Source organism: Anabaena sp. CCY 9910 (assembly GCF_963920875.1).
GTDB classification, from domain to species: Bacteria; Cyanobacteriota; Cyanobacteriia; order Cyanobacteriales; family Nostocaceae; genus Trichormus; species Trichormus variabilis.
Genome location: NZ_CAWUDJ010000011.1, coordinates 75,246 through 94,729 on the forward strand (window position 1 = coordinate 75,246; position 19,484 = coordinate 94,729).

General features: G+C 42.6%; 14 protein-coding genes. 5 read left to right on the forward strand and 9 right to left on the reverse strand.

What is annotated here, in order from left to right; genetic code table 11:
* Nucleotides 1-83 precede the first annotated feature (83 nt).
* Together wecB and argC are read right to left on the reverse strand one after the other, a co-directional pair.
* Nucleotides 84-1,196: a non-hydrolyzing UDP-N-acetylglucosamine 2-epimerase gene (wecB, locus tag ACM5QX_RS11105; RefSeq protein WP_414753556.1), complete on the reverse strand. Its 1,113-nt coding sequence runs from the start codon at nt 1,194-1,196 to the stop codon at nt 84-86.
* A 59-nt stretch (nt 1,197-1,255) separates the two neighbouring features.
* Nucleotides 1,256-2,224 carry an N-acetyl-gamma-glutamyl-phosphate reductase gene (argC, locus tag ACM5QX_RS11110; protein ID WP_414753557.1) on the reverse strand — a complete coding sequence of 323 codons (969 nt, stop codon included), beginning with the start codon at nt 2,222-2,224 and terminating at the stop codon, nt 1,256-1,258.
* A 260-nt stretch (nt 2,225-2,484) separates the two neighbouring features.
* On the opposite strand from argC, the gene ACM5QX_RS11115 reads away from it, so the two are divergent.
* A complete protein-coding gene (locus tag ACM5QX_RS11115; protein ID WP_414753558.1) occupies nt 2,485-2,670 on the forward strand; it encodes a DDE transposase family protein in 186 nt (61 codons plus the stop codon).
* A 44-nt stretch (nt 2,671-2,714) separates the two neighbouring features.
* Here ACM5QX_RS11115 and ctpC read toward each other — a convergent pair whose 3' ends face one another.
* Nucleotides 2,715-4,001, reverse strand: a complete 1,287-nt coding sequence (ctpC, locus tag ACM5QX_RS11120) for a carboxyl-terminal processing protease CtpC (protein ID WP_414753559.1) — start codon at nt 3,999-4,001, stop codon at nt 2,715-2,717.
* A 332-nt stretch (nt 4,002-4,333) separates the two neighbouring features.
* Entirely contained in the window at nt 4,334-5,560 is a 1,227-nt protein-coding gene (gene ispG, locus ACM5QX_RS11125; protein WP_011317317.1) for a (E)-4-hydroxy-3-methylbut-2-enyl-diphosphate synthase, read from the reverse strand.
* A gap of 314 nt (nt 5,561-5,874) precedes the next feature.
* Between ispG and ACM5QX_RS11130 the strand changes: the two genes are divergently transcribed.
* From ACM5QX_RS11130 to ACM5QX_RS11145, 4 genes are all read left to right on the forward strand, one after another.
* Nucleotides 5,875-7,899 carry a right-handed parallel beta-helix repeat-containing protein gene (locus ACM5QX_RS11130; RefSeq protein WP_414753560.1) on the forward strand — a complete coding sequence of 675 codons (2,025 nt, stop codon included), beginning with the start codon at nt 5,875-5,877 and terminating at the stop codon, nt 7,897-7,899.
* Nucleotides 7,900-8,098: 199 nt separating this feature from the next.
* Nucleotides 8,099-8,578 (forward strand): thioredoxin-dependent thiol peroxidase, encoded by a 480-nt coding sequence (gene bcp, locus ACM5QX_RS11135; protein WP_414753561.1) that lies wholly within the window; start codon nt 8,099-8,101, stop codon nt 8,576-8,578.
* Between the two features lie 131 nt (nt 8,579-8,709).
* Nucleotides 8,710-9,336 carry a type I restriction endonuclease gene (locus ACM5QX_RS11140; protein ID WP_414753562.1) on the forward strand — a complete coding sequence of 209 codons (627 nt, stop codon included), beginning with the start codon at nt 8,710-8,712 and terminating at the stop codon, nt 9,334-9,336.
* A 3-nt stretch (nt 9,337-9,339) separates the two neighbouring features.
* On the forward strand, nt 9,340-10,506 hold the full coding sequence (locus tag ACM5QX_RS11145) for a cysteine desulfurase family protein (protein ID WP_414753563.1): 1,167 nt from the start codon (nt 9,340-9,342) through the stop codon (nt 10,504-10,506).
* Between the two features lie 162 nt (nt 10,507-10,668).
* On the opposite strand, the gene ACM5QX_RS11150 is transcribed toward ACM5QX_RS11145, so the two are convergent.
* From ACM5QX_RS11150 to ACM5QX_RS11170, 5 genes are all read right to left on the reverse strand, one after another.
* On the reverse strand, nt 10,669-11,640 hold the full coding sequence (locus ACM5QX_RS11150; RefSeq protein ID WP_414753564.1) for a cyanophycinase: 972 nt from the start codon (nt 11,638-11,640) through the stop codon (nt 10,669-10,671).
* Nucleotides 11,641-11,804: 164 nt separating this feature from the next.
* A complete protein-coding gene (locus ACM5QX_RS11155; protein ID WP_011317323.1) occupies nt 11,805-12,992 on the reverse strand; it encodes a glycosyltransferase family 4 protein in 1,188 nt (395 codons plus the stop codon).
* 785 nt (nt 12,993-13,777) lie between these two features.
* Complete coding sequence (gene lepA, locus ACM5QX_RS11160) at nt 13,778-15,589, reverse strand: translation elongation factor 4 (protein WP_414753565.1); 1,812 nt, start codon at nt 15,587-15,589, stop codon at nt 13,778-13,780.
* Between the two features lie 427 nt (nt 15,590-16,016).
* Nucleotides 16,017-18,908 (reverse strand): glycerol-3-phosphate acyltransferase, encoded by a 2,892-nt coding sequence (locus tag ACM5QX_RS11165; protein ID WP_414753566.1) that lies wholly within the window; start codon nt 18,906-18,908, stop codon nt 16,017-16,019.
* A 287-nt stretch (nt 18,909-19,195) separates the two neighbouring features.
* Nucleotides 19,196-19,312 carry an RNA polymerase subunit sigma gene (locus ACM5QX_RS11170; RefSeq protein ID WP_162470531.1) on the reverse strand — a complete coding sequence of 39 codons (117 nt, stop codon included), beginning with the start codon at nt 19,310-19,312 and terminating at the stop codon, nt 19,196-19,198.
* Nucleotides 19,313-19,484: the final 172 nt, after the last annotated feature.

Below are 19,484 nucleotides of genomic sequence, written 5' to 3' on the forward strand. Positions count from 1 at the left end.
AGTAGCAAGCGATGGAGAGGGGTTCTTCCGAATTTATCGAACTCACGTCATTGAGAGTGTTCAAATCTCTTTTGTAAAATACTTCAACTAGCAAAGTAATTCTGCACAATTTCTAAGATGCGTTCGGCTGCATGACCATCACCGAAGGGATTAATGGCATTAGCCATCGCATTATAAGCTACTGGATTACTCAATAACTCACTGGCAGCAGAGGCAATAGTTTTGCTGTCAGTACCGACCAGTTTAGCTGTACCCGCCGTGACTGCTTCCGGTCTTTCTGTCGTTTCCCTGAGAACCAGGACTGGTTTACCCAGACTAGGGGCTTCTTCTTGCAAACCGCCAGAATCAGTCAATAAAAAGTGCGATCGCCCGATTGCTCCCACCAGTTCGGAATAATCAAGGGGTTCTGTTAAAAATACCCGTGGATGATTCCCTAGTAATGCTTGCAATGGTTCGCGGACTGTGGGATTACGGTGTAAGGGTAAGAGCAAGGCAGTATCAGGAAACTTATCTAATATCTGCAAAAATCCTTGAGCGATCGCCTGTAGTGGCTCACCCCAATTTTCCCGCCGATGAACTGTAGCCAATAGCACACGATACTCATCCCAATTTAAACCAGCTACATCGCAAGCTGGTGCATTGGCGGCTACATACAATAAAGCATCGATTACAGTATTACCAGTTAAGTGAATTTTCCCCAAAACACCAGAACGCTGCAAGTTTTCCACAGCCAAAGTCGTTGGTGCAAAGTGCAACTGAGTTATTTGGGAAATCAACCGCCGATTAGCTTCTTCTGGGTAAGGATTAAATAATTCATCTGTTCTTAACCCAGCTTCCACATGACCCACAGGAATTTTTTGGTAAAAGGCTGCTAAACTTGCCGCAAAAGCTGTTGTCGTATCTCCTTGTACCAGGACTAAATCTGGCTTATTTTGAATAAATAAACTTTCCAAACCTCGTAAACTACGACAAGTAATATCACTTAGAGACTGTTGAGGCTGCATAATCTCTAGGTCATAATCCGCCTTGAGGTGGAATAACTGCATCACTTGTTCCACCATCTCACGATGCTGTCCAGTTAAAATCACTTGCAGCTCAAAGTCTGGAGATTTTTGAAAGACCTGAATTACCGGTGCTAGTTTAATTGCTTCGGGGCGTGTCCCTAAGATAATGCAAACTCGTTTTTTATTAGTCATTAGTCATTAGTCAGTAGTCATTAGTTATTAGTCATTAGTTAATCTGATAACCAATAACGTCATAATCCTAACTCTTCTGGAAGACCTAGCATAATATTTAGGTTTTGGACGGCTGCACCTGATGCGCCTTTGCCCAAATTATCTAATCTAGCCACTAACAGCGCTTCTTTTGTATTATCGTTAGCAAAGACGAAAACCTGAACAATATTACTACCGTTAACTGCCGTTGCGTCTAAAAATGTGCCGTCACGTAACAGGCTAGGGTCTTGAAATGGGGCTACCTGCACAAACTTTTCCCCTTGGTAGTATTGGGCGATCGCTTGATGAATCTCTTCACCCGATGGCGGATTGTCTAAAGTCCACAGAGGTAAGGGTATTTGTACCAACATTCCTTGCTCGAAGTCACCCACCGCAGGGATAAACAATGGCGGTGATGCTAACCCAGAATGCTGGTGCATCTCTTTAACGTGCTTATGACCGAACTGTAAACCATAAATACCGAAGGGATAATCTGAGGTTGCGCCCTTCTGCTGCTCGTGGAAGCTATCATATTTTTGGATCAAGCTCTTACCACCCCCAGAGTAACCAGACACCGCATTAATTGTTATGGGGAAGCTACTGGGAAGAATACCTTGAGCTATTAACGGACGTACACAAGCTAAAAACCCTGTAGGATAACACCCCGGATTGCTCACAAACTGAGCATTGGCGATTTTTTCTCGCTGTCCTGGGTTCATTTCCGGAAAACCATATACCCAACCTTGAGCCGTGCGATAAGCGGTGCTAGCATCAAGGATTTTCACCTGACTACTGTTAACTAAACTAACAGCTTCCCGCGCTGCATCATCAGGTAAACAAAGAATGGCTACATCGACGGAGTTGAGTAATTTTGCTCGCTCATCCGCATCCTTGCGCTTCGATGCTGCAATACTAACTAGCTCAATATCATCTCGCTCGTTGAGGCGTGAGTAAATCTGTAAGCCTGTAGTTCCCGCTTCCCCATCAATAAAAATCTTTGGTTTATTCATAATGGATTCAGCATTTGTATACTGAATTTTACCTTAGGGAACACCAAAAAATAAATTATCCGAAATCGATGATTTGGTAGGGTGCGTCAGTATGAATAATTTCTGAGTATAGTTGGGATCTATCGCACTGACGCACCCTACATTTAGGGTATTTTTGATTACCTTTTATGGAAATTGTGAGGGCATAGCACAAAAATGATAGAGTGCTTAATGCTAATACCAGACAATTTTTCCGATAAAAATAAAATTTTTATTAATATATGAATAATGCACAAACTTGGCATATTGTCAAGCAAAATACTGGTAGCTGTGACATTATCCCCAGCGAAAAACTTGGGGAGAGTAATTCAGAGTTTGTTGAACAATGGGGGCCTTTTGACTCAAGAGAAGATGCGATCGCCCGTCGCATCGGCTTAATTAGAGCTGGCAAGTGCCAACCACAGTAATTTTAGGGAATGTGGGGAAATTTCTTCCCCATTCACTAACTGCCTTACTTCTTTTCTGCCGTTGGCGTACCTTTGGCAGCAATCTGTTTACCTAAGATTTCCACTGCTTTAGCAAATTGCAAATCGTCCAATGTGCCGAGTTTTTCGCGCTCACGTAGCCACAAATCTTGGCGTTGGGCATCGGTTAATTCTACTTTCACATCGGGATCAATACCATGCTTGTTAATATCCCTATCATTGGGAGTTAGGTATTTGGCGATTGTGACTGCCAATCCTGAGCCATCATCTAGAGGACGGACTGATTGTACTAAGCCCTTACCAAAAGTTTGAGTACCTACAATAACAGCACGCTTATTATCTTGCAATGCGCCAGAGAGAATTTCACTAGCACTGGCTGAACCTTTATCCACCAAAATTACTAAAGGTTTGTTTGTCAAAGCGCGTCCGTTCGCCACTTCTCTTTCTCGTTCCCCTTGGCGGTCAACAGTAGAGACAATTGTGCCTTTATCCATCCACATCCGCGCAATTTCTACACTGGAAAAGAGTAAACCACCAGGATTACCGCGTAAATCCAGAATATAACCAGCTACTTGTTGTTTTTCTAAATTTTTGATGGCTTCCTGCATCTCTTTACCAGCATTGGCGCTGAACTGGTTAAGACGAATGTAGCCTACTTTACCAACAGAGGTTGGCTTTTGAGAATAGCGCACCGGATGAATTTCAATCCGCGCCCTTGTGATTTTAAATTGTTTTTCTTGATTGCTACGCTGAATCGTCAAGGTTACTTGTGAGCCAGCTGCACCTCGGATCAAATTTACAGCTTGATTAGTATCCATCCCCTTGGTGCTTTTACCATCAATTTTGAGGATGACATCTTTAGCTAAAATGCCAGCTTTAAAAGCTGGGGTGTCTTCAATTGGTGCAATCACTACCAATTGCTTAGTTTTTTCATCCTGACTGATGGTGATACCAATCCCTGTAAGTTCTCCGGAGGTATCCACCTGCATATTCTTGAACTCCTGAGGGTCCATAAACCGGGTGTATGGATCATTCAGGCGTTTGAGCATTTCCCGTATGGACTTATAAGCTTCCTGCTGGTTACTGTAGGACTTGTTTAAGTATTCCTTACGAACAGCTTGCCAATCCACTTGGTTAAAAGTGCCGTCTACGTATTGACGCTGAACGATTTGCCATACTTCATCTACCAATTCCTTGGGACTTGCTTTAAATAAAGCCTGACCGCGCGAGTGGATGCCAAGGCTAGTAACTGCGATCGTGGAGAGTGTCACTGCCGTAGCACCCAAAACAAGCCTACTTTTTGTAATCACCATAATGACAGCTGCGTCAGAGGGAAAGATTTATAGTCAGTATGCTCAATCTAACACAGGGTAAAGTGTAACGACCGAGTATGTATTCCTAACTTCATCAAAATACTTTGTAATCCGGCGACATAGGCGACTGTTGTTTACAGAAAGTTTATTTATGAAAAATGTGGGAGTAGGGATTTCTGGCGTTGCTGATTAGTGGGATGATTTTTGTCTCACGCAAAGGCGCAAAGACGCAAAGAATCAATATTATGCTTTGTGCAAAAGTCCCAATTCATCCCGCATTTATGCAACGCCGGATTTCTTATTTCCCTCTACTCCCTACACCCATGCTTTCACTAAGGATCTACCCAGCGACCATCAGCTTTAATTAAATTAATGAGTTCTTCAACGCCTTTATCTTCTGGAACTTTTTTAATTTCTTCTCTGCCACGATATAAAGAAATGTAACCAGGAGTTTTACCTACATAACCGTAGTCAGCATCAGCCATCTCTCCAGGGCCATTGACGATGCAACCCATGACGGCAATGTCTAGTCCTGTGAGGTGTTTAGTAGATTCACGTACTTTATGTAGTACTTCTTCTAAGTTAAATAAAGTACGACCGCAGGAAGGACAAGCTACATATTCCACCATTGTTTTCCGCAAACCTAAAGCTTGCAGAATGCTGTAACAGACCGGAATTTCCTTTTCCGGTGCTTCTGTTAGGGAGACGCGAATAGTATCACCAATACCATCAGCTAATAATGTGGCAATACCTGCTGTAGATTTAATCCGTCCATATTCACCATCACCAGCTTCGGTGACACCTAAATGTAAGGGATAATCCATGCCTAAATCATCCATGCGTTTAGCCATGAGGCGATAGGCGGCTACCATCACGGGAACTCGTGAGGCTTTCATGGAAATGACGATGTTGCGGAAGTCTAGAGATTCGCAGATGCGAATAAATTCTAAGGCTGATTCCACCATGCCTTCTGGAGTATCGCCGTAGGTAAATAACATTCTCTCAGCAAGAGAACCATGATTGACACCAATACGCATGGCTTTACCTTGGTCGCGCAGAGTAATTACCAAGGGTGCGAGAGTTTCGCGGATTTTTTCGCCAATTTCCTCAAATTCGGCTTGAGTATATTCAGTTCTGTTGGTGTTGGGTTTCTCAAACACATACAAGCCGGGATTTATCCGTACTTTTTCGATATGTTTGGCAACTTCCAGGGCAATTTTCATCCCATTGTGATGTACGTCAGCAACAATTGGCACATCTTGGTAAGTTGTAATGAGTTTTTGTTTAATTTCTGCCAACGCTACGGCGTGAGCTATGCTTGGCACTGTGACACGGACGATTTCACAGCCAATTTCGTGCAAGCGCCGAATAGCGGCTACGGAACCGTCGATATCAAGAGTGTCTTCGTTAATCATCGACTGCACCACCACAGGGTAACCACCGCCGATGGTGACATTACCCACTTTTACCGGACGGGTTTTACGACGCTTGATTGTCGTATCAAATGTGCTTTGGTTGGCTGTATTACTGGATGTTGTGGGTGTCGGCAGAGTTTGCATAACCTTAATTAGGTGGATTTGCTGTAGTTAAAATATCAGATTTAAAAGCCTATGTTTCTCAGAGTGCCACAGTAGGAGCTTTTTTGAACCATGAAATGGAAAAATCATGATGAAGAAAGGTCAATAGTCAATAGTCCACAGTCCAAAAACCTTGATTTTGACTATTGATAAAAAAGCCAGAAAATTAGCAACACTACGTAAGTACTAGGATTGTGGGACTTAAAAGCAGAATAGCTTATTGCGATCGCCTAATTTATTATGAAGAATCCTGATCAGGTTAAACTATTCTGATAAAACTGTTACTTGCCGAAGCGATGAGCCTCTGCATAAACCCTCAATGCTCAAAACCACAAAACCCTGATAATGTCCTGTTTTGTCAGACTTGTGGCTCAGAATTACTTCTGGAAGGACGCTACCGAGTAGTTAGTGTTCTGGGAGGTGGTGGCTTTGGTAAAACTTTTGCAGTCAACGATACACGTACTCAAACAGCAAAAGTCCTCAAAGTCCTAATTAACAATCATCCCAAAGCAGTGGAGCTATTTCAACGAGAAGCCGAAGTTTTAGCTCTACTCAATTATCCCGGAATCCCGACAGTAGAAGCCAATGGTTATTTCGTGTATTTTCCGCGAAATAGTCAAGAACCAATGCACTGTTTGGTCATGGAAAAAATTGAGGGTTTAGATTTAGGTCAATATTTAAGACAAAGAGATTATCGACCCATTGACCAAAAGTTAGCTTTGCAATGGTTCAAAGAAGTCATGATAATTCTCCATCAAGTCCATCAGCAAGGCTTGTTTCATCGAGATATTAAACCATCAAATATTATGTTACGGGCGGATGGTCGTCTGGTGCTGATAGACTTTGGTACAGCGCGGTCAGTGACGGGAACTTACATAGCCAAGCAAGCGGTAGGACAAGTTACAGGGGTTATTTCCGCAGGTTACACACCTTCAGAACAAATTAACGGTCAAGCCGTACAGCAATCAGACTTTTTTGCTTTGGGACGTACCTTCATTTATTTATTAACAGGAAAAGAACCATCTGACCCAACAATTTATAATTATTTAAATGATGAATTACGCTGGCGTGATGGGCTACTGTCTACTGGAAGTAATAGTGTTACGCCTACAGTAGGCGATCGCCCTAATATTCTGCCACAGTTTGCAGATTTACTCGATCAAATGATGGAGCGTTTACCTGCCCAACGCCCACAAAATACCCATATAATTTTGCAACGGTTAGCAGATATTGAAAAAAGCTTGCAACCACCTCCACCACCTCCACCAAAACCAAAAGGATGGACGAGACGACGGTTAATTACAGCAGTTGGTTTTAGTGGTCTAGGGTTAACTGGGGCTTTAGCTCTATCTAGATTATTACCAAAGACTACTTTGATTGTGTCTCAAGAAGGCGGTGGCGACTATAAAACTATTAGTGCAGCCATAGAAAATGCTCAACCAGGGATGCGTATTCTGGTACGTCCTGGTCTCTACCAAGAAAGTTTAGTACTCGACAAAGCATTAAAAATCATCGGTGATGGGGTCAAGGCAGAAATTATCATCGAAAGTAAAGATGCAGGTTGTCTTGTAGTGAAAACTGACCAAGCTGAAGTCAGAGGCTTGACTTTCCGTAGTCGTGTGGGAACGGAAAACAAGCAGTATTTTGCTGTAGATATATCCCAAGGACAGGTAATTTTAGCAGACTGTGATATTACATCTGATTCATTGTCGGGAATTGGTGTTCATGGCGCTACAGCTAACCCAGTCATTCAAAAATGCCAAATTCATGATGGTAAACAAAGTGGAATTTATCTGTATGAAAATAGTCGCGGAACAATAGAAGATTGTGATTTCTTTGGGAATACAACCACGGAAATCACCGTTGATGCAGCGCAACCGATAATTCGTCGTTGCAAAATACACCAAGATAAAGAAGGCGGTATTTTATTTCGTAATCAGGCTCAGGGAATTGTAGAAGATTGCGATATTTTCAACAATAATCTATCCGGCATAGAAATTAGAGATAGTAGCAACCCCACCATTCAAAAATGCCGAATCCATGATAATCAACAAGGGGATGGTATCTTAGTTCACCTCAACGGACGTGGGATAGTGGAAGATTGTAATATCTTCAGTAATGGTTTTTCTGGTGTAGAAATTAGAGACAGGGGAAATCCTGTGATTCGCAGATGTAGTATCAATAAGAATAAATATTATGGAGTGTACGCCTATAAAAATAGTACGGGTACAGTGGAAAACTGTGATTTAACTGGTAATATTCGCAGTGCTATTAATGTCGATGAAACTTCTCAGTTACAGCGTAGCGGTAATGTAGAGTAAGTATCAATTCCAACAAATATTCTCGGTACTCCAAATAAGGGAAGACCAAAAAATAAATTATTCTAAATTGACGGTTAGTATGGTGCGTCAGTATGAATAATTTCTTGGTACAGCTAAGTTTTCTCCCACTGACGCACCCTACCCAGTTGGATATTTTTTTATCTGGAAGTCTCTAACACAATATTACAGCAGTATCATCATGAGTAACGTTCCCCAAGCCGGACAGCCAGCGCCCGATTTCTCAACTCCTGACCAGAACGGTAATTTAGTTAGCCTGAATGATTTTCATGGTCAATGGGTTGTCATATATTTCTACCCCAAAGATGACACCCCTGGATGTACCACAGAAGCCAAAGATTTCACAGGTTTATATCAGGAATTTCATCAATTAGGAGCCAAAATTTTAGGAGTTAGTCCCGACTCTGGTAAAGCACACTGCAAATTTATTGACAAACATAATTTATCGATTACCCTATTAAGTGACCCAGAACATCAACTCATAGAAGCCTATGGCGCTTGGCGCTTAAAGAAATTTATGGGCAAAGAATATATGGGTGTAGCGCGCTCAACTTTTTTGATATCAACTGATGGCATCATTGCCTATACTTGGCCTAATGTCAAAACTAAAGGTCATGCTCAAGCAGTATTAAATAAGTTACAAGAATTAATGAATAATTAAATTAGGTGACGACAAATATCAGCGCAGTAAACAATCATAGACTGATGCTAAGTTTTGTATATTTTTATAATAAATAATATTTTACAAAAATTGTACCTACAATAAATAGTAAGCTTTCTATTGTCTGAACTATGGTTCAATTTATCCAAGCACAAAATATCGGCATTGCCTATCTAGAAGAAAGATTTGGTCTGCAAATATCAAAGGATGCAAATTTCTTCACAGAATGGTTCGAGTTACTACCGGAAATTGCAGATGTAGAAAAGCTCTATTTAGATAGAGCAAAATCTCAATTTCTTCGTTTAGTAAATCGCCCTCCGATAGCTGAAGAGACTGTAAAATTAGTAATTTTATCTCCATTGTTAGATTTAGCTGGATTCTATGATGAACCTTTTTTTATTAGAAGTGAGCAATCTATAGAACTTTCGGCTGAGCAGGAAGGAGAAGTTGTTAGAGGGAGAATTGATGTTTTAGTCCTTCAACAAAGATTATGGTTATTAGTAATTGAATCAAAAAGGTCAAGTTGGTCGCTATTGGAAGGTATCCCTCAAGCATTAACTTATATGATAGCTAATCCCGATCAAGCTCAACCCATATTTGGATTAGTAACAAATGGAAGTGATTTTATATTTATAAAATTAACTAATAATGCTGGGTTACATTATGCTTTATCTGACCAATTTACTTTATTTAAACGAGAAAATGAATTATACAAAGTTCTCAGCATATTAAAAAAATTAAGTCAACTTTTGAGCTAGTTTATGTCTAATCGTCCTATATATCTTGATTGTCACGCTACCACACCTCTAGATGAACAAGTATTAGCAGCAATGCTACCTTACTTTACAGAAAAATTTGGCAACCCGGCTAGTATCGGTCATATTTATGGTTGGGAAGCAGAAGCGGCTGTGAAACAAGCACGGGAAATTTTAGCAGCAGCAATTAATGCGACTCCAGAAGAGATCGTCTTTACTAGTGGGGCTACAGAAGCGAATAATTTAGCTATTAAAGGTGTGGCTGAGGCTTATTTTACCAAGGGTCAGCATATTATCACTGTTGCCACTGAACATCATGCTGTACTTGACCCTTGTGAATATTTAAAAACACTTGGTTTTGAGATAACTATTTTACCAGTCCAAGCAGATGGATTGATTGATTTAGCGCAATTAGAAAAAGCGTTGCGTCCTGAGACGATTTTAGTATCGGTGATGGCGGCTAATAACGAAATTGGGGTGTTACAACCTTTGGCAGAAATTGGGGAAATATGCCGCACTCACAATATAATTTTTCACACAGATGCAGCCCAAGCTATTGGCAAAATCCCTCTGGATGTGCAGGCGATGAACATCGATTTGATGTCTCTGACAGCCCATAAAGTGTACGGGCCTAAGGGTATCGGTGCATTATACGTCCGCAGGTGCAATCCCAGAGTCCAACTCGCGCCCCAGCAGCATGGCGGCGGACATGAACGAGGGATGCGTTCTGGAACGTTGTACACACCGCAAATCGTCGGTTTTGCCAAAGCTGTAGAAATCGCCCTCGCAGAACAGACAACAGAAAATCAGCGCCTTACCCAGCTAAGGGAAAGATTGTGGTCACAACTTGTACAACTGGAAGGAATACACCTCAACGGACATCCCACCCAGAGATTAGCCGGAAACTTGAATATCAGTATTGAAGGGGTGGACGGTGCTGCACTCCAGTTGGGCTTACAGCCTGTTGTGGCGGTGTCTTCTGGTTCTGCTTGTTCCTCTACCAAAACTGCGCCCTCCCACGTCCTCACAGCCTTGGGAAGCCAGGAAAAACTAGCCTATGCTTCTATTCGCTTCGGTATTGGACGCTTTAATACAGCAGAAGAAATTGATATAGTAGCGATCGCGTGTTTCGCTACTATTCAAAGTTTACGTAAACAAGCAAGTTTGGTATAAGTTAATACGCGCGTAAATCAAATATTCTTGCGTCAGGGCTGTCCATAGTCAAGAGTCCAGAGTCAAAGGCTAGTTTGGACTGTGGACTTTTGACAACCTGAGTGCGAAATATACAATTTAAATGCGTAGCAGCTTAGGAAGAAACTTATTCCCAACCGTCAACTAATAAGGGTCTGAATCGAACCTCCCGCGCTTCACACTCCTGAAGTAATAACCCCTGGCTGGTGGATTATTCAAATCAAAAGTGTCGCCACAGGGGACACGCCAAATTTTGTAGTCAGAATATGTGAGTGGTGTCCGGGGTTTGCAGATTTCTGGGGGATGGTCGCCTAAGACGAAATAAGCGGCGTTTCTCCCCAGGACTTTTGCCTTACCATATTTATCTACAACAACTGATGTCTCCTCACTAATGGCTATCCCTAAGGCACTTCTAGACACACCATCTTGAATTTGTCTGGCAATAAAAGCCATGATTCTTCCCATGCGTTTACGACTATCAAAGTGGGTGTCAATGATGGTTCCTTGTAAATGTGACCATTGGAAGAAGTTGTAGGTAAAGGTAATGTTCTGGTAAGGGTCTTCAAGTGCGTCTTTGGTTTCGATGGGGTCTTCGCAAGCACAAGCGTCGTAGATGAAATCACTCATAATCATTGCCCCAGCGCTAGTACCACCAACAGCTCCGCCTCTACGGTAAACTGACGCTACAGCTTTTTCTAACTTGGTGTTTTTCCAGCTACGAATATATTGACATTGGTCGCCACCTGCAAAGAAAACTACACCAGCATTGAGGACTTTCTGGACAATATCATCTCTGTTAGCATCTTGGCGATTGCTGATAACCAACGTCTGCACGGAGTTTACCCCGGACATTCGATAAATCAGGTGATTGTAGTCATTACCGCCGTAAGTGCGGAGAACAACAACGTTAACCTTAGCGGTTCCCCTGACTTGGTTAATCATCCACTGAATAGCCGCTTCCACATCCGGGCCGCCCCCACCTAAGTTAAGGACAGGGCCAGCTAGGGCAGGAAGAACCTCGACAGTGTTGCCCTGAAACAAGAGTTTCAGGTATGCTGTAAGACGGGATATAAAATTCTTCCAGCACTTTGCTATATTTGGGAATGCCCTTGTCATACGAACCTTTTGGAGCAAACTGCAACTATTGCTTAATTTCGCACTCCAAAGGCTAAAATTCCCAGCGTACAGGGCTTGTACTGTTTGTTAGCGCTGGATAACGCCCAGTAATTATTGCTTCCCTGAGTTCCTCTGCAAAAGCCTCAGCCTGTCTTTACATTTTGTTACCATTCAACTTGCGATCGCTCTTTCACCACTCGTTGATAAACAGCTTGGGTTTGTTGGGCTAATTTCGGCCAGCTAAAGCGGTGTTCCAAATCCTTATAGGCGTTATCAATCAGCCATTGACTATAACCAGGATTTTTCAAAACTTCTAGAATTCCCCAAGCCAAAGAATCGTGGTTATTCACCCAAGTTACGATACCTGTTCGGGTATGCTGCACTACCTCAGGGAAGCCGCCTGTATCGGACACCACTACGGGAACCCGCGAGGCGAAGCTTTCTAAAGCTACAATCCCAAAGGGTTCGTAAAGACTAGGAAATACTGCACAATCAGCCACAGTTTGGAATTTGTCCAAATACTCATCGGAAAGAAAACCGGTAAAGTAACATTTGTGCCAAATTCCTAAATCCCAAGCCTGACGTTTAAGATTGTCAGTATTACCACCACCAACAATCACAAATTTTACGTAGCCGCCCATCTCTGATAGGACTTTGGGGGCTGCATTGATTAAATTTGATACACCTTTTTCATAAGTCATCCGACCAACATAGTAGACAATCTTCTCATGGTCTTCGGCAAATTGACGACGAAAATCTTGAGCATGAAAATCTTCGTGGTGCTGTTTCTTTTCTGGTCGAATACCGTTATAAATCACATCGATTTTATCCCAGGGACTTTCTAGGGTGCGCCCTACTTCTTGGCGCATATAGTTGGTACAGACGATAATTCGCCAGGCGTTGTAGGCGAGTAGGTTTTCTTTGTCGTGAATGTAGCGTTGGGTGTCGTTGTGAATCCCGTTGTAGCGTCCGTATTCTGTGGCGTGGATAGTAGCAATCAGGGGAATTTTAAAGTTATGCTTAAGAGCGATCGCTGCATCTCCCACTAGCCAATCATGGGCATGGATTAAATCAAACGGCCCTTCCTCCGTAATTAACTTCCCACCGTGATGTCCCATGCTTTGGTTCAGATTAACTACCCAGTGAAAAAAGTCATTACTATGAGAAACTGGTACTCGATGTACGTGTATTCCCTCCACGACTTCGTACATCGATGCTTGACCAACTTCTACCGTAATTAGATGGATTTCATGCCCTAGCTTTACCAGTTCAGGATATAGTTCTGCCACATGACGAGCAATACCGCCAACTATTCTCGGTGGAAATTCCCAACTTAGTACCAATATCTTCATTGACTAAACTCCCCAATGCTTTCAGCAATTAAAAATTAAGAAAATTCCTAACGGTCAGCATTTTGGCTTTTGTGACCTTGGAACGTAAAAGAACGTTAGCTGATAAATATCTAAAAATATGAGATTGACACTTACACAGAATTTGGTTACTAAAATTTTCGGATTTTTTTACATTTTTTGCGATTTTAGTGGGAAAAAGTTATCAGAGCTTTAATGAAGGTCTTTAGATTAGCTGATCAAAGCCACATTAAAATGAAGTCTCTTACCCCTCACCAGTAGGTGGAGTGTAAAATCTAAGATATAAAATTAGAAAAGCTTATAGTATACATTTTTCCACTAATAACTATCAAAAGGAACAATTTTAAATTTTGATAGAGTCTAATTAGATAATCTTTTAAGTGTATTTACGTATATGAAAAAATTAGTTTTTACAATATCCATATTTAAATCTTAATGATATAGCCGTGGCCAGATAGATTAGGACATCAAGCTAAGACAAAACCCTGACAAAATAAGGCTTTTAAGTCTATCAACAGTCAACAGCTATATCCTATCAGCGCAGGCACATCATTAGTTATTAGCCGAATATGATACTGGTTATAGTTGTTGAAAGTGAAGTCATAAAAAATACAAAAATGTAGAAGGTACATTCTGCCCTTCTACATTTTTGGTTAGCACGATTGTGATTAAATGCGCTGTATGATTTTCTGATAGTTTTCCTAATGCAGATACGCAAGATGAGACATCCAGCCTAGTTAGCTGAGTCAGGCGCTAAGCTATAGTCTCTAGCTTTGATCTAAACGCAAGACAGCCATAAAAGCTTCCTGGGGTACATCGACTGTACCAACAGATTTCATCCGCTTTTTACCTTTTGCTTGTTTCTGCAAGAGTTTCTTCTTCCGGCTGATGTCACCGCCATAACACTTGGCGAGTACATCTTTACGCAAGGCGGGAATATGTTCGCTGGCGATGACTTTGCTACCAATAGACGCTTGAATGGGGACTTTAAATTGATGACGAGGAATTAATTCCTTGAGTTTTTCCGCCATTGAACGTCCCACACCATAGGCTTTATCTCGGTGAACAATCATGGCTAAGGAATCGACAGGATCGCCGTTAATCATGATGTCCAACTTCACCAAGGGGTTCTCGCGGTAGCCGATGAGGTGATATTCCATACTGGCATAACCACGCGATCGCGATTTCATTTGGTCGAAAAAGTCGGTAACAACTTCTGCCAAAGGAATTTCGTAAGTGAGGGTGGTACGTCCTTGGGTGAGATATTTCATATCTTTGAAGATACCCCGGCGATTTTGCGACAACTCCATTAAAGTGCCGACATAGGTTTCCGGTGTAATCATTTCCACCTTGACGTATGGTTCCTCAATCCTTTCGCGATCATTGGGGGCTGGTAAATGGCTAGGATTATCTATATACAGTTCTTCGCCTTTGGTGGTGATGACTTTATACACCACCGAGGGGGCTGTAATAATTAAATCTAAGTCATACTCTCGTTCCAAGCGTTCCTGAACGATTTCCATGTGCAGCAAACCCAAGAACCCACAACGGAAGCCAAAACCCATCGCACTAGAGGTTTCTGGTTCATATTGCAGTGCGGCATCATTTAGCCTCAACTTCTCTAAGGCTTCCCGCAGGTCTTCAAATTGGTCAGCATCAATGGGGAACATTCCACAAAAAACCATTGGGTTGGCTTCTGTGTATCCCGGTAAAGCTTCTGTTGCTTTGGCGTTGCATAAGGTGATTGTGTCACCCACCCGCGCATCAGCTACTGCTTTAATTGCTGCACCGAAATAACCCACCTCTCCAGCGTGCAGTTCATTGACTGGTTTTTGGGTGGGAGAAAGAACGCCTAATTCATCGATTTCGTATTCTTTCTCGGAAGCCATGAGATAGACGCGATCGCCTTTTTTCACTGTTCCATCCATTACCCGGAAGTATACAATGACACCGCGATAGATATCATAGTAACTATCGAAGATTAATGCTCGTAAGCGCTGATCAACTGTATTGGGGGGTGGTGGTACACGCTCAACAACGGCTTCGAGAATTTCATTAATACCGATTCCTTCTTTAGCCGAAGCGAGAATTGCTCCACTGCAATCTAGACCAATAATTTCTTCAATTTCACCGACTACCCGGTCTGGTTCTGCCCCTGGTAAGTCGATTTTGTTCAGAACTGGGATAATTTCTAGATTATGTTCGAGAGCTAAATATACGTTTGCCAGAGTTTGCGCCTCAACCCCTTGAGATGCGTCTACCACTAGCAAAGCTCCCTCACACGCCGCCAAACTGCGGGAAACTTCATAGGAAAAGTCCACATGGCCCGGCGTATCAATTAAATTCAGTACATACTGCTGCCCATCTTTGGCTTGATAATTCATCCGGGCAGCTTGCAGCTTAATTGTAATGCCGCGCTCCCGTTCCAAATCCATGTTGTCGAGAAACTGTTCCTTCATTTGCCGCTCGTCAACAGTGCCAGTGGCTTGCAGTAAGCGATCGGCCAGGGTAGATTTCCCATGATCGATGTGAGCAATAATACAAAAATTGCGAATGCGAACTGCGGGAACGTCAGTCATATACTAATCTGTGCTGAAGCAGCAACCAAGGTTAAAAGAGCATTTTACTTCATGTATTTTAATGCTTTATTAGTCAACGCGCATTAAGAAGACAGGAGGTGGAACAATTCAAAATTCAAAATTCAAAATTTCCTACGGGAAGGCTGCGCCAACAAAATTCAAAATTAACGCCGTGTGCAACTTTCTCTCAAACCTAACCCCCAACCCCTTCCCTGCGTTCGCGCAGCGTGTCGTTGGCGTTAGCGTTGCGTAGCAAAGACAGGGAAGGGGAGTAAGATTTAAAGTAGAGACGTTGCATGCAACGTCTCTACAGTTTCAGGGGCAAGGTACTCTACGAGAAGCACTCCGCGCTATGGAGAGGTGTTTCAAAAATAAGTCGCACATTGCGTAAATTAATGATTTACTTTGCTACCCTGCCTCTTTGCGCTCATTCTGGTCGTAAATCGTTGGATAGTTCCACAATCCCCCTAGACCCGTCAATTCTGACTCGTTGACCATCTTGCAAAATCCACGTTGCGCCTTTAACATCCATAACCGCAGGTATACCATATTCTCGTGCGACGATCGCCCCGTGGGAAAGTCTACCGCCGGCTTCAGCAACTAATCCTCCGGCTCTGACTAACAGAGGGGCCCAGCCAGAATCTGTATAAGGTACTACTAGTATTGTATCTTTGTCGATGTCTGGTAAGTTTTGTAAGTTTCGTACTACTTTGATTCTGCCTTCGGCTTGTCCGTGACTGGCGGCAATACCTTGTAATATTTGGTCAGAGTAAACATCTGTAGTTTCTGAAGGATGAGGGGGTATATTACCGTAGACTACCAGGGGGACTTGTTCAATTTGACTGTCTTGGTGGAATTGCGATCGCCTAAATTTGATCAGTTCGTTTAAGCTAACTCTTAACTCATCATTGGTATCGGCTAATAAATCTCGTAATTCATCCAGTTCTAAAAAGAAGATATCGCCTGCTTCCTTCAGTACTCCCGATTTCAGCAGAATTTTTTCTAAAGCCACAAATCGCCACCGTAATTCGGCTAATAGCCGGGAATAAAGCTCGGTGACTCGCCCTTTTATATCCACTCGTCGTTGTACAGTCCCCCGTTTGCGTTTCGGGGCGACAACTTTTTTGGCTTCTAATTCGGCTTTTTCTGGCTCACTGAGTTGAATTAACTGGACAAATAACTGTTTGATGGGTTGAGGGTCTTCTTTCCAAGTGGGGACAGCGATATTTGTGCCGACATCACTCAAATAACCGTAATCTTCCAATAATTCGTTAAATTCATAGAGAATTTTTTCTCCCCCTGGGACTTGCGCTAATGTATCGAAGACTTGCTCAGGTTCACACTCTGGTAATATCTGTTTGGCATCTACAGCTAAAGCTCTGAGTGAGCGTAAAGCGGCTACTTCTGGGGTGACGCTGTTATCAATTTGCTCATCTTTCACCCGAAAAACTCCCTGTCTGATGGCGGCACTCAGGGGAGCTAAAATGCTGTAATAAGTGCCACGGCGCATCAATTCTAGGTTGAAATCAATCCCGGCTAGCAGTTCCCCTATTTCTTGTTCCTCTAGGGACACATTGGCTAATTGAGATAACCCCGGAATAAATACCTTTTGGTAATCTTGTTTAAAGTCTTTCTCTAAATTGAGTTCTTGTTTGAGTAACTTGAGTAATCCCGGCAGATTTTGTAAGGTGGACTGCAACGGTGGTTTACTGATTTTTGCGCCTCTTGTTAAAAACTCTAGACTTTCTGGGGGTAATCCCATTCTGAGGAAAATTTCTCCTAGAAGAGAGGCATTAAAGTAGGCTCTAGAGTAGTGCAGGGTTGCCGTTTCTGTAAAATCTAATCCTGTAGAGCGATCGCCTAATACTATCGTAAAAATATCACCCCAAACGCCACAAGTTAAGGGACGATTAATCGACCAAGTTAAGGGATGCACCACCCCTGGAATCACTTCTGCCGCGATTTTCCTTGTCCAGATGGGTAATAAGGTGGTGATTGGTCTTGCTTGCAATAACCACAAGGTTTGTCCGTCGTAACTCCACTCAATGTCTTGCGGTACTCCCAGGTAACGCTTTTCTAGCCGACGAGCTAAGTAAGCCACTTGTTTAATTAATGCCTGGGGTACTCTTCCGGTACCTTCTAGTTTCACCGAAGACAAATTATCGGCCTCCAGCACAAAAGCCCGATATTGTTCTGGTGTGACTTTGCCGGAAACAACTTGAGTAGGGCTACCGGGTAGGGCTTCGATAATCACCGCATCACCTTGCTGGGTAATAGGATCACGGCTAAAAGCTACCCCAGAATAGGCGCTTTGGACTTGTTGTTGAATCAGGACTGACATGGCTGTGTCGGGTAGACCGCGATCGCGCCGATACTGCACAGCAGGTGAATAATTATATGATTCTCTGACTTCTGTAATGGCTTGTTGTAGTTGCTGATAACTGGCAACTTGGATCACTGTTAAATATTGCCCAGCCGCCGAAGCCTGTTCTGAGTCTTCCCCAATGGCGGAAGAACGGACAACTAGGGGTGATAATTCGGAAGGTTGGAGGAATTCTAATAATTTTTCTGGATCGTCTCCAGGGGTGAGTACCCAACCCTTGGGTACTTGATAACCCCAGCGCTTAATTTGGGATAAAGTAGCGGCTTTGTGTCCCACGATCGCCGGGTCTAACTCATCATCTAAACTGAGGATGACATCATTGCCCTGTAAATATTCAAATACGCCTTGTGACTCTGCATCTACCTCTTGGGAAGACAAATCCAAGTCGTCAGGAATTTTCTTATAAATCCACCATAACAATCCCGCTAGTGCCACAGCACTAATAATTTTAGGAAAGTCTTCGGCGTGGAGAAGCACCACAAATAAAGGAAACACAAATAAGACCCCGTACTTTACCACATTTCTCGACTGCAACAGGGTGAAGCTGATAATTGCCAACAGGCTCACAAAAATTGTTAGCAGGGGATCATGTACTAATAATCCCCAAACTACGTTGGTTGTCCCCGCCCCTCTGCCCATAAAGTACCTACCGAGTACCAAAGCTATCAGGGAAAGCAATTCCCAAAATGACCCCTCAGGGAAGAAAGCACGAGCAAGATAAATTGCGGCGACTCCTTTAAGGGCTTCTGATACAACCGCTAAAATCCCGGCAATTGTGCCACCGTGGTAAAAAGCTGCGGAGACACTGATATTTCTTGTACCTATTTGAGCTAAACGTCTCTTCTTGAGCGCGTAAGTAATCCAAGCAATTACAGGTAACGCGCCCAAGAAGGGACAGACAATTAATATAACTAAGGCACCCCAAAGTTCTCTCATTTATGAATTTTTGATTTGAGATTAATCTTGCACTTAAAACCTCAAATCTTCAATATCTAAAGTTTTTCTACAATTTTGGCTGCTGATTCTGGGGATGTTGTTAGTCGCTTGACGAATACACATAATGGAAATCGATGAGGACTCACGCAATGAAAATTTGTGAGGATTCAGGGGTATGAGGATATGAGGGTTTAATAGCTTTTGATCCTTACCCATAACCCTAATAGGTATGTTTTCATACGTAAGCCCTCACTGTATTTCTGATGTCCCTCTAAGCTATTACACGCTCAGTTGAGTGCGTAAGCTGCTTGTAACGCCCAAATAATCAAACCAGCGATCGCTCCCAACAGTAATACTGTAGAGACGGTAACTACTTTAGGGGAATCGGCCCCTTCAAATTTCATAATTCCGCGATTTAAGTCGGACATAACTCTGTAATCCTCCTTTTTGACTGGGCTAATTTACCCGTTTTGATTTTAGTCTTTCTATTCGCTGATCAGGCGAAATTACTAATAATATTTTGTTTAAGCTTTGCAACATTTCCATCATCAATTTTACTTGCTCCTCCGGACCAAT

Bases quoted from the DNA above. Each gene is read 5' to 3' on its own strand.
- wecB (WP_414753556.1), bottom strand. From the start codon at position 1,196: ATGACTAATAAAAAACGAGTTTGCATTATCTTAGGGACACGCCCCGAA.
- argC (WP_414753557.1), bottom strand. From the start codon at position 2,224: ATGAATAAACCAAAGATTTTTATTGATGGGGAAGCGGGAACTACAGGC.
- ACM5QX_RS11115 (WP_414753558.1), top strand. From the start codon at position 2,485: ATGAATAATGCACAAACTTGGCATATTGTCAAGCAAAATACTGGTAGC.
- ctpC (WP_414753559.1), bottom strand. From the start codon at position 4,001: ATGGTGATTACAAAAAGTAGGCTTGTTTTGGGTGCTACGGCAGTGACA.
- ispG (WP_011317317.1), bottom strand. From the start codon at position 5,560: ATGCAAACTCTGCCGACACCCACAACATCCAGTAATACAGCCAACCAA.
- ACM5QX_RS11130 (WP_414753560.1), top strand. From the start codon at position 5,875: ATGAGCCTCTGCATAAACCCTCAATGCTCAAAACCACAAAACCCTGAT.
- bcp (WP_414753561.1), top strand. From the start codon at position 8,099: ATGAGTAACGTTCCCCAAGCCGGACAGCCAGCGCCCGATTTCTCAACT.
- ACM5QX_RS11140 (WP_414753562.1), top strand. From the start codon at position 8,710: ATGGTTCAATTTATCCAAGCACAAAATATCGGCATTGCCTATCTAGAA.
- ACM5QX_RS11145 (WP_414753563.1), top strand. From the start codon at position 9,340: ATGTCTAATCGTCCTATATATCTTGATTGTCACGCTACCACACCTCTA.
- ACM5QX_RS11150 (WP_414753564.1), bottom strand. From the start codon at position 11,640: ATGACAAGGGCATTCCCAAATATAGCAAAGTGCTGGAAGAATTTTATA.
- ACM5QX_RS11155 (WP_011317323.1), bottom strand. From the start codon at position 12,992: ATGAAGATATTGGTACTAAGTTGGGAATTTCCACCGAGAATAGTTGGC.
- lepA (WP_414753565.1), bottom strand. From the start codon at position 15,589: ATGACTGACGTTCCCGCAGTTCGCATTCGCAATTTTTGTATTATTGCT.
- ACM5QX_RS11165 (WP_414753566.1), bottom strand. From the start codon at position 18,908: ATGAGAGAACTTTGGGGTGCCTTAGTTATATTAATTGTCTGTCCCTTC.
- ACM5QX_RS11170 (WP_162470531.1), bottom strand. From the start codon at position 19,312: ATGAAATTTGAAGGGGCCGATTCCCCTAAAGTAGTTACCGTCTCTACA.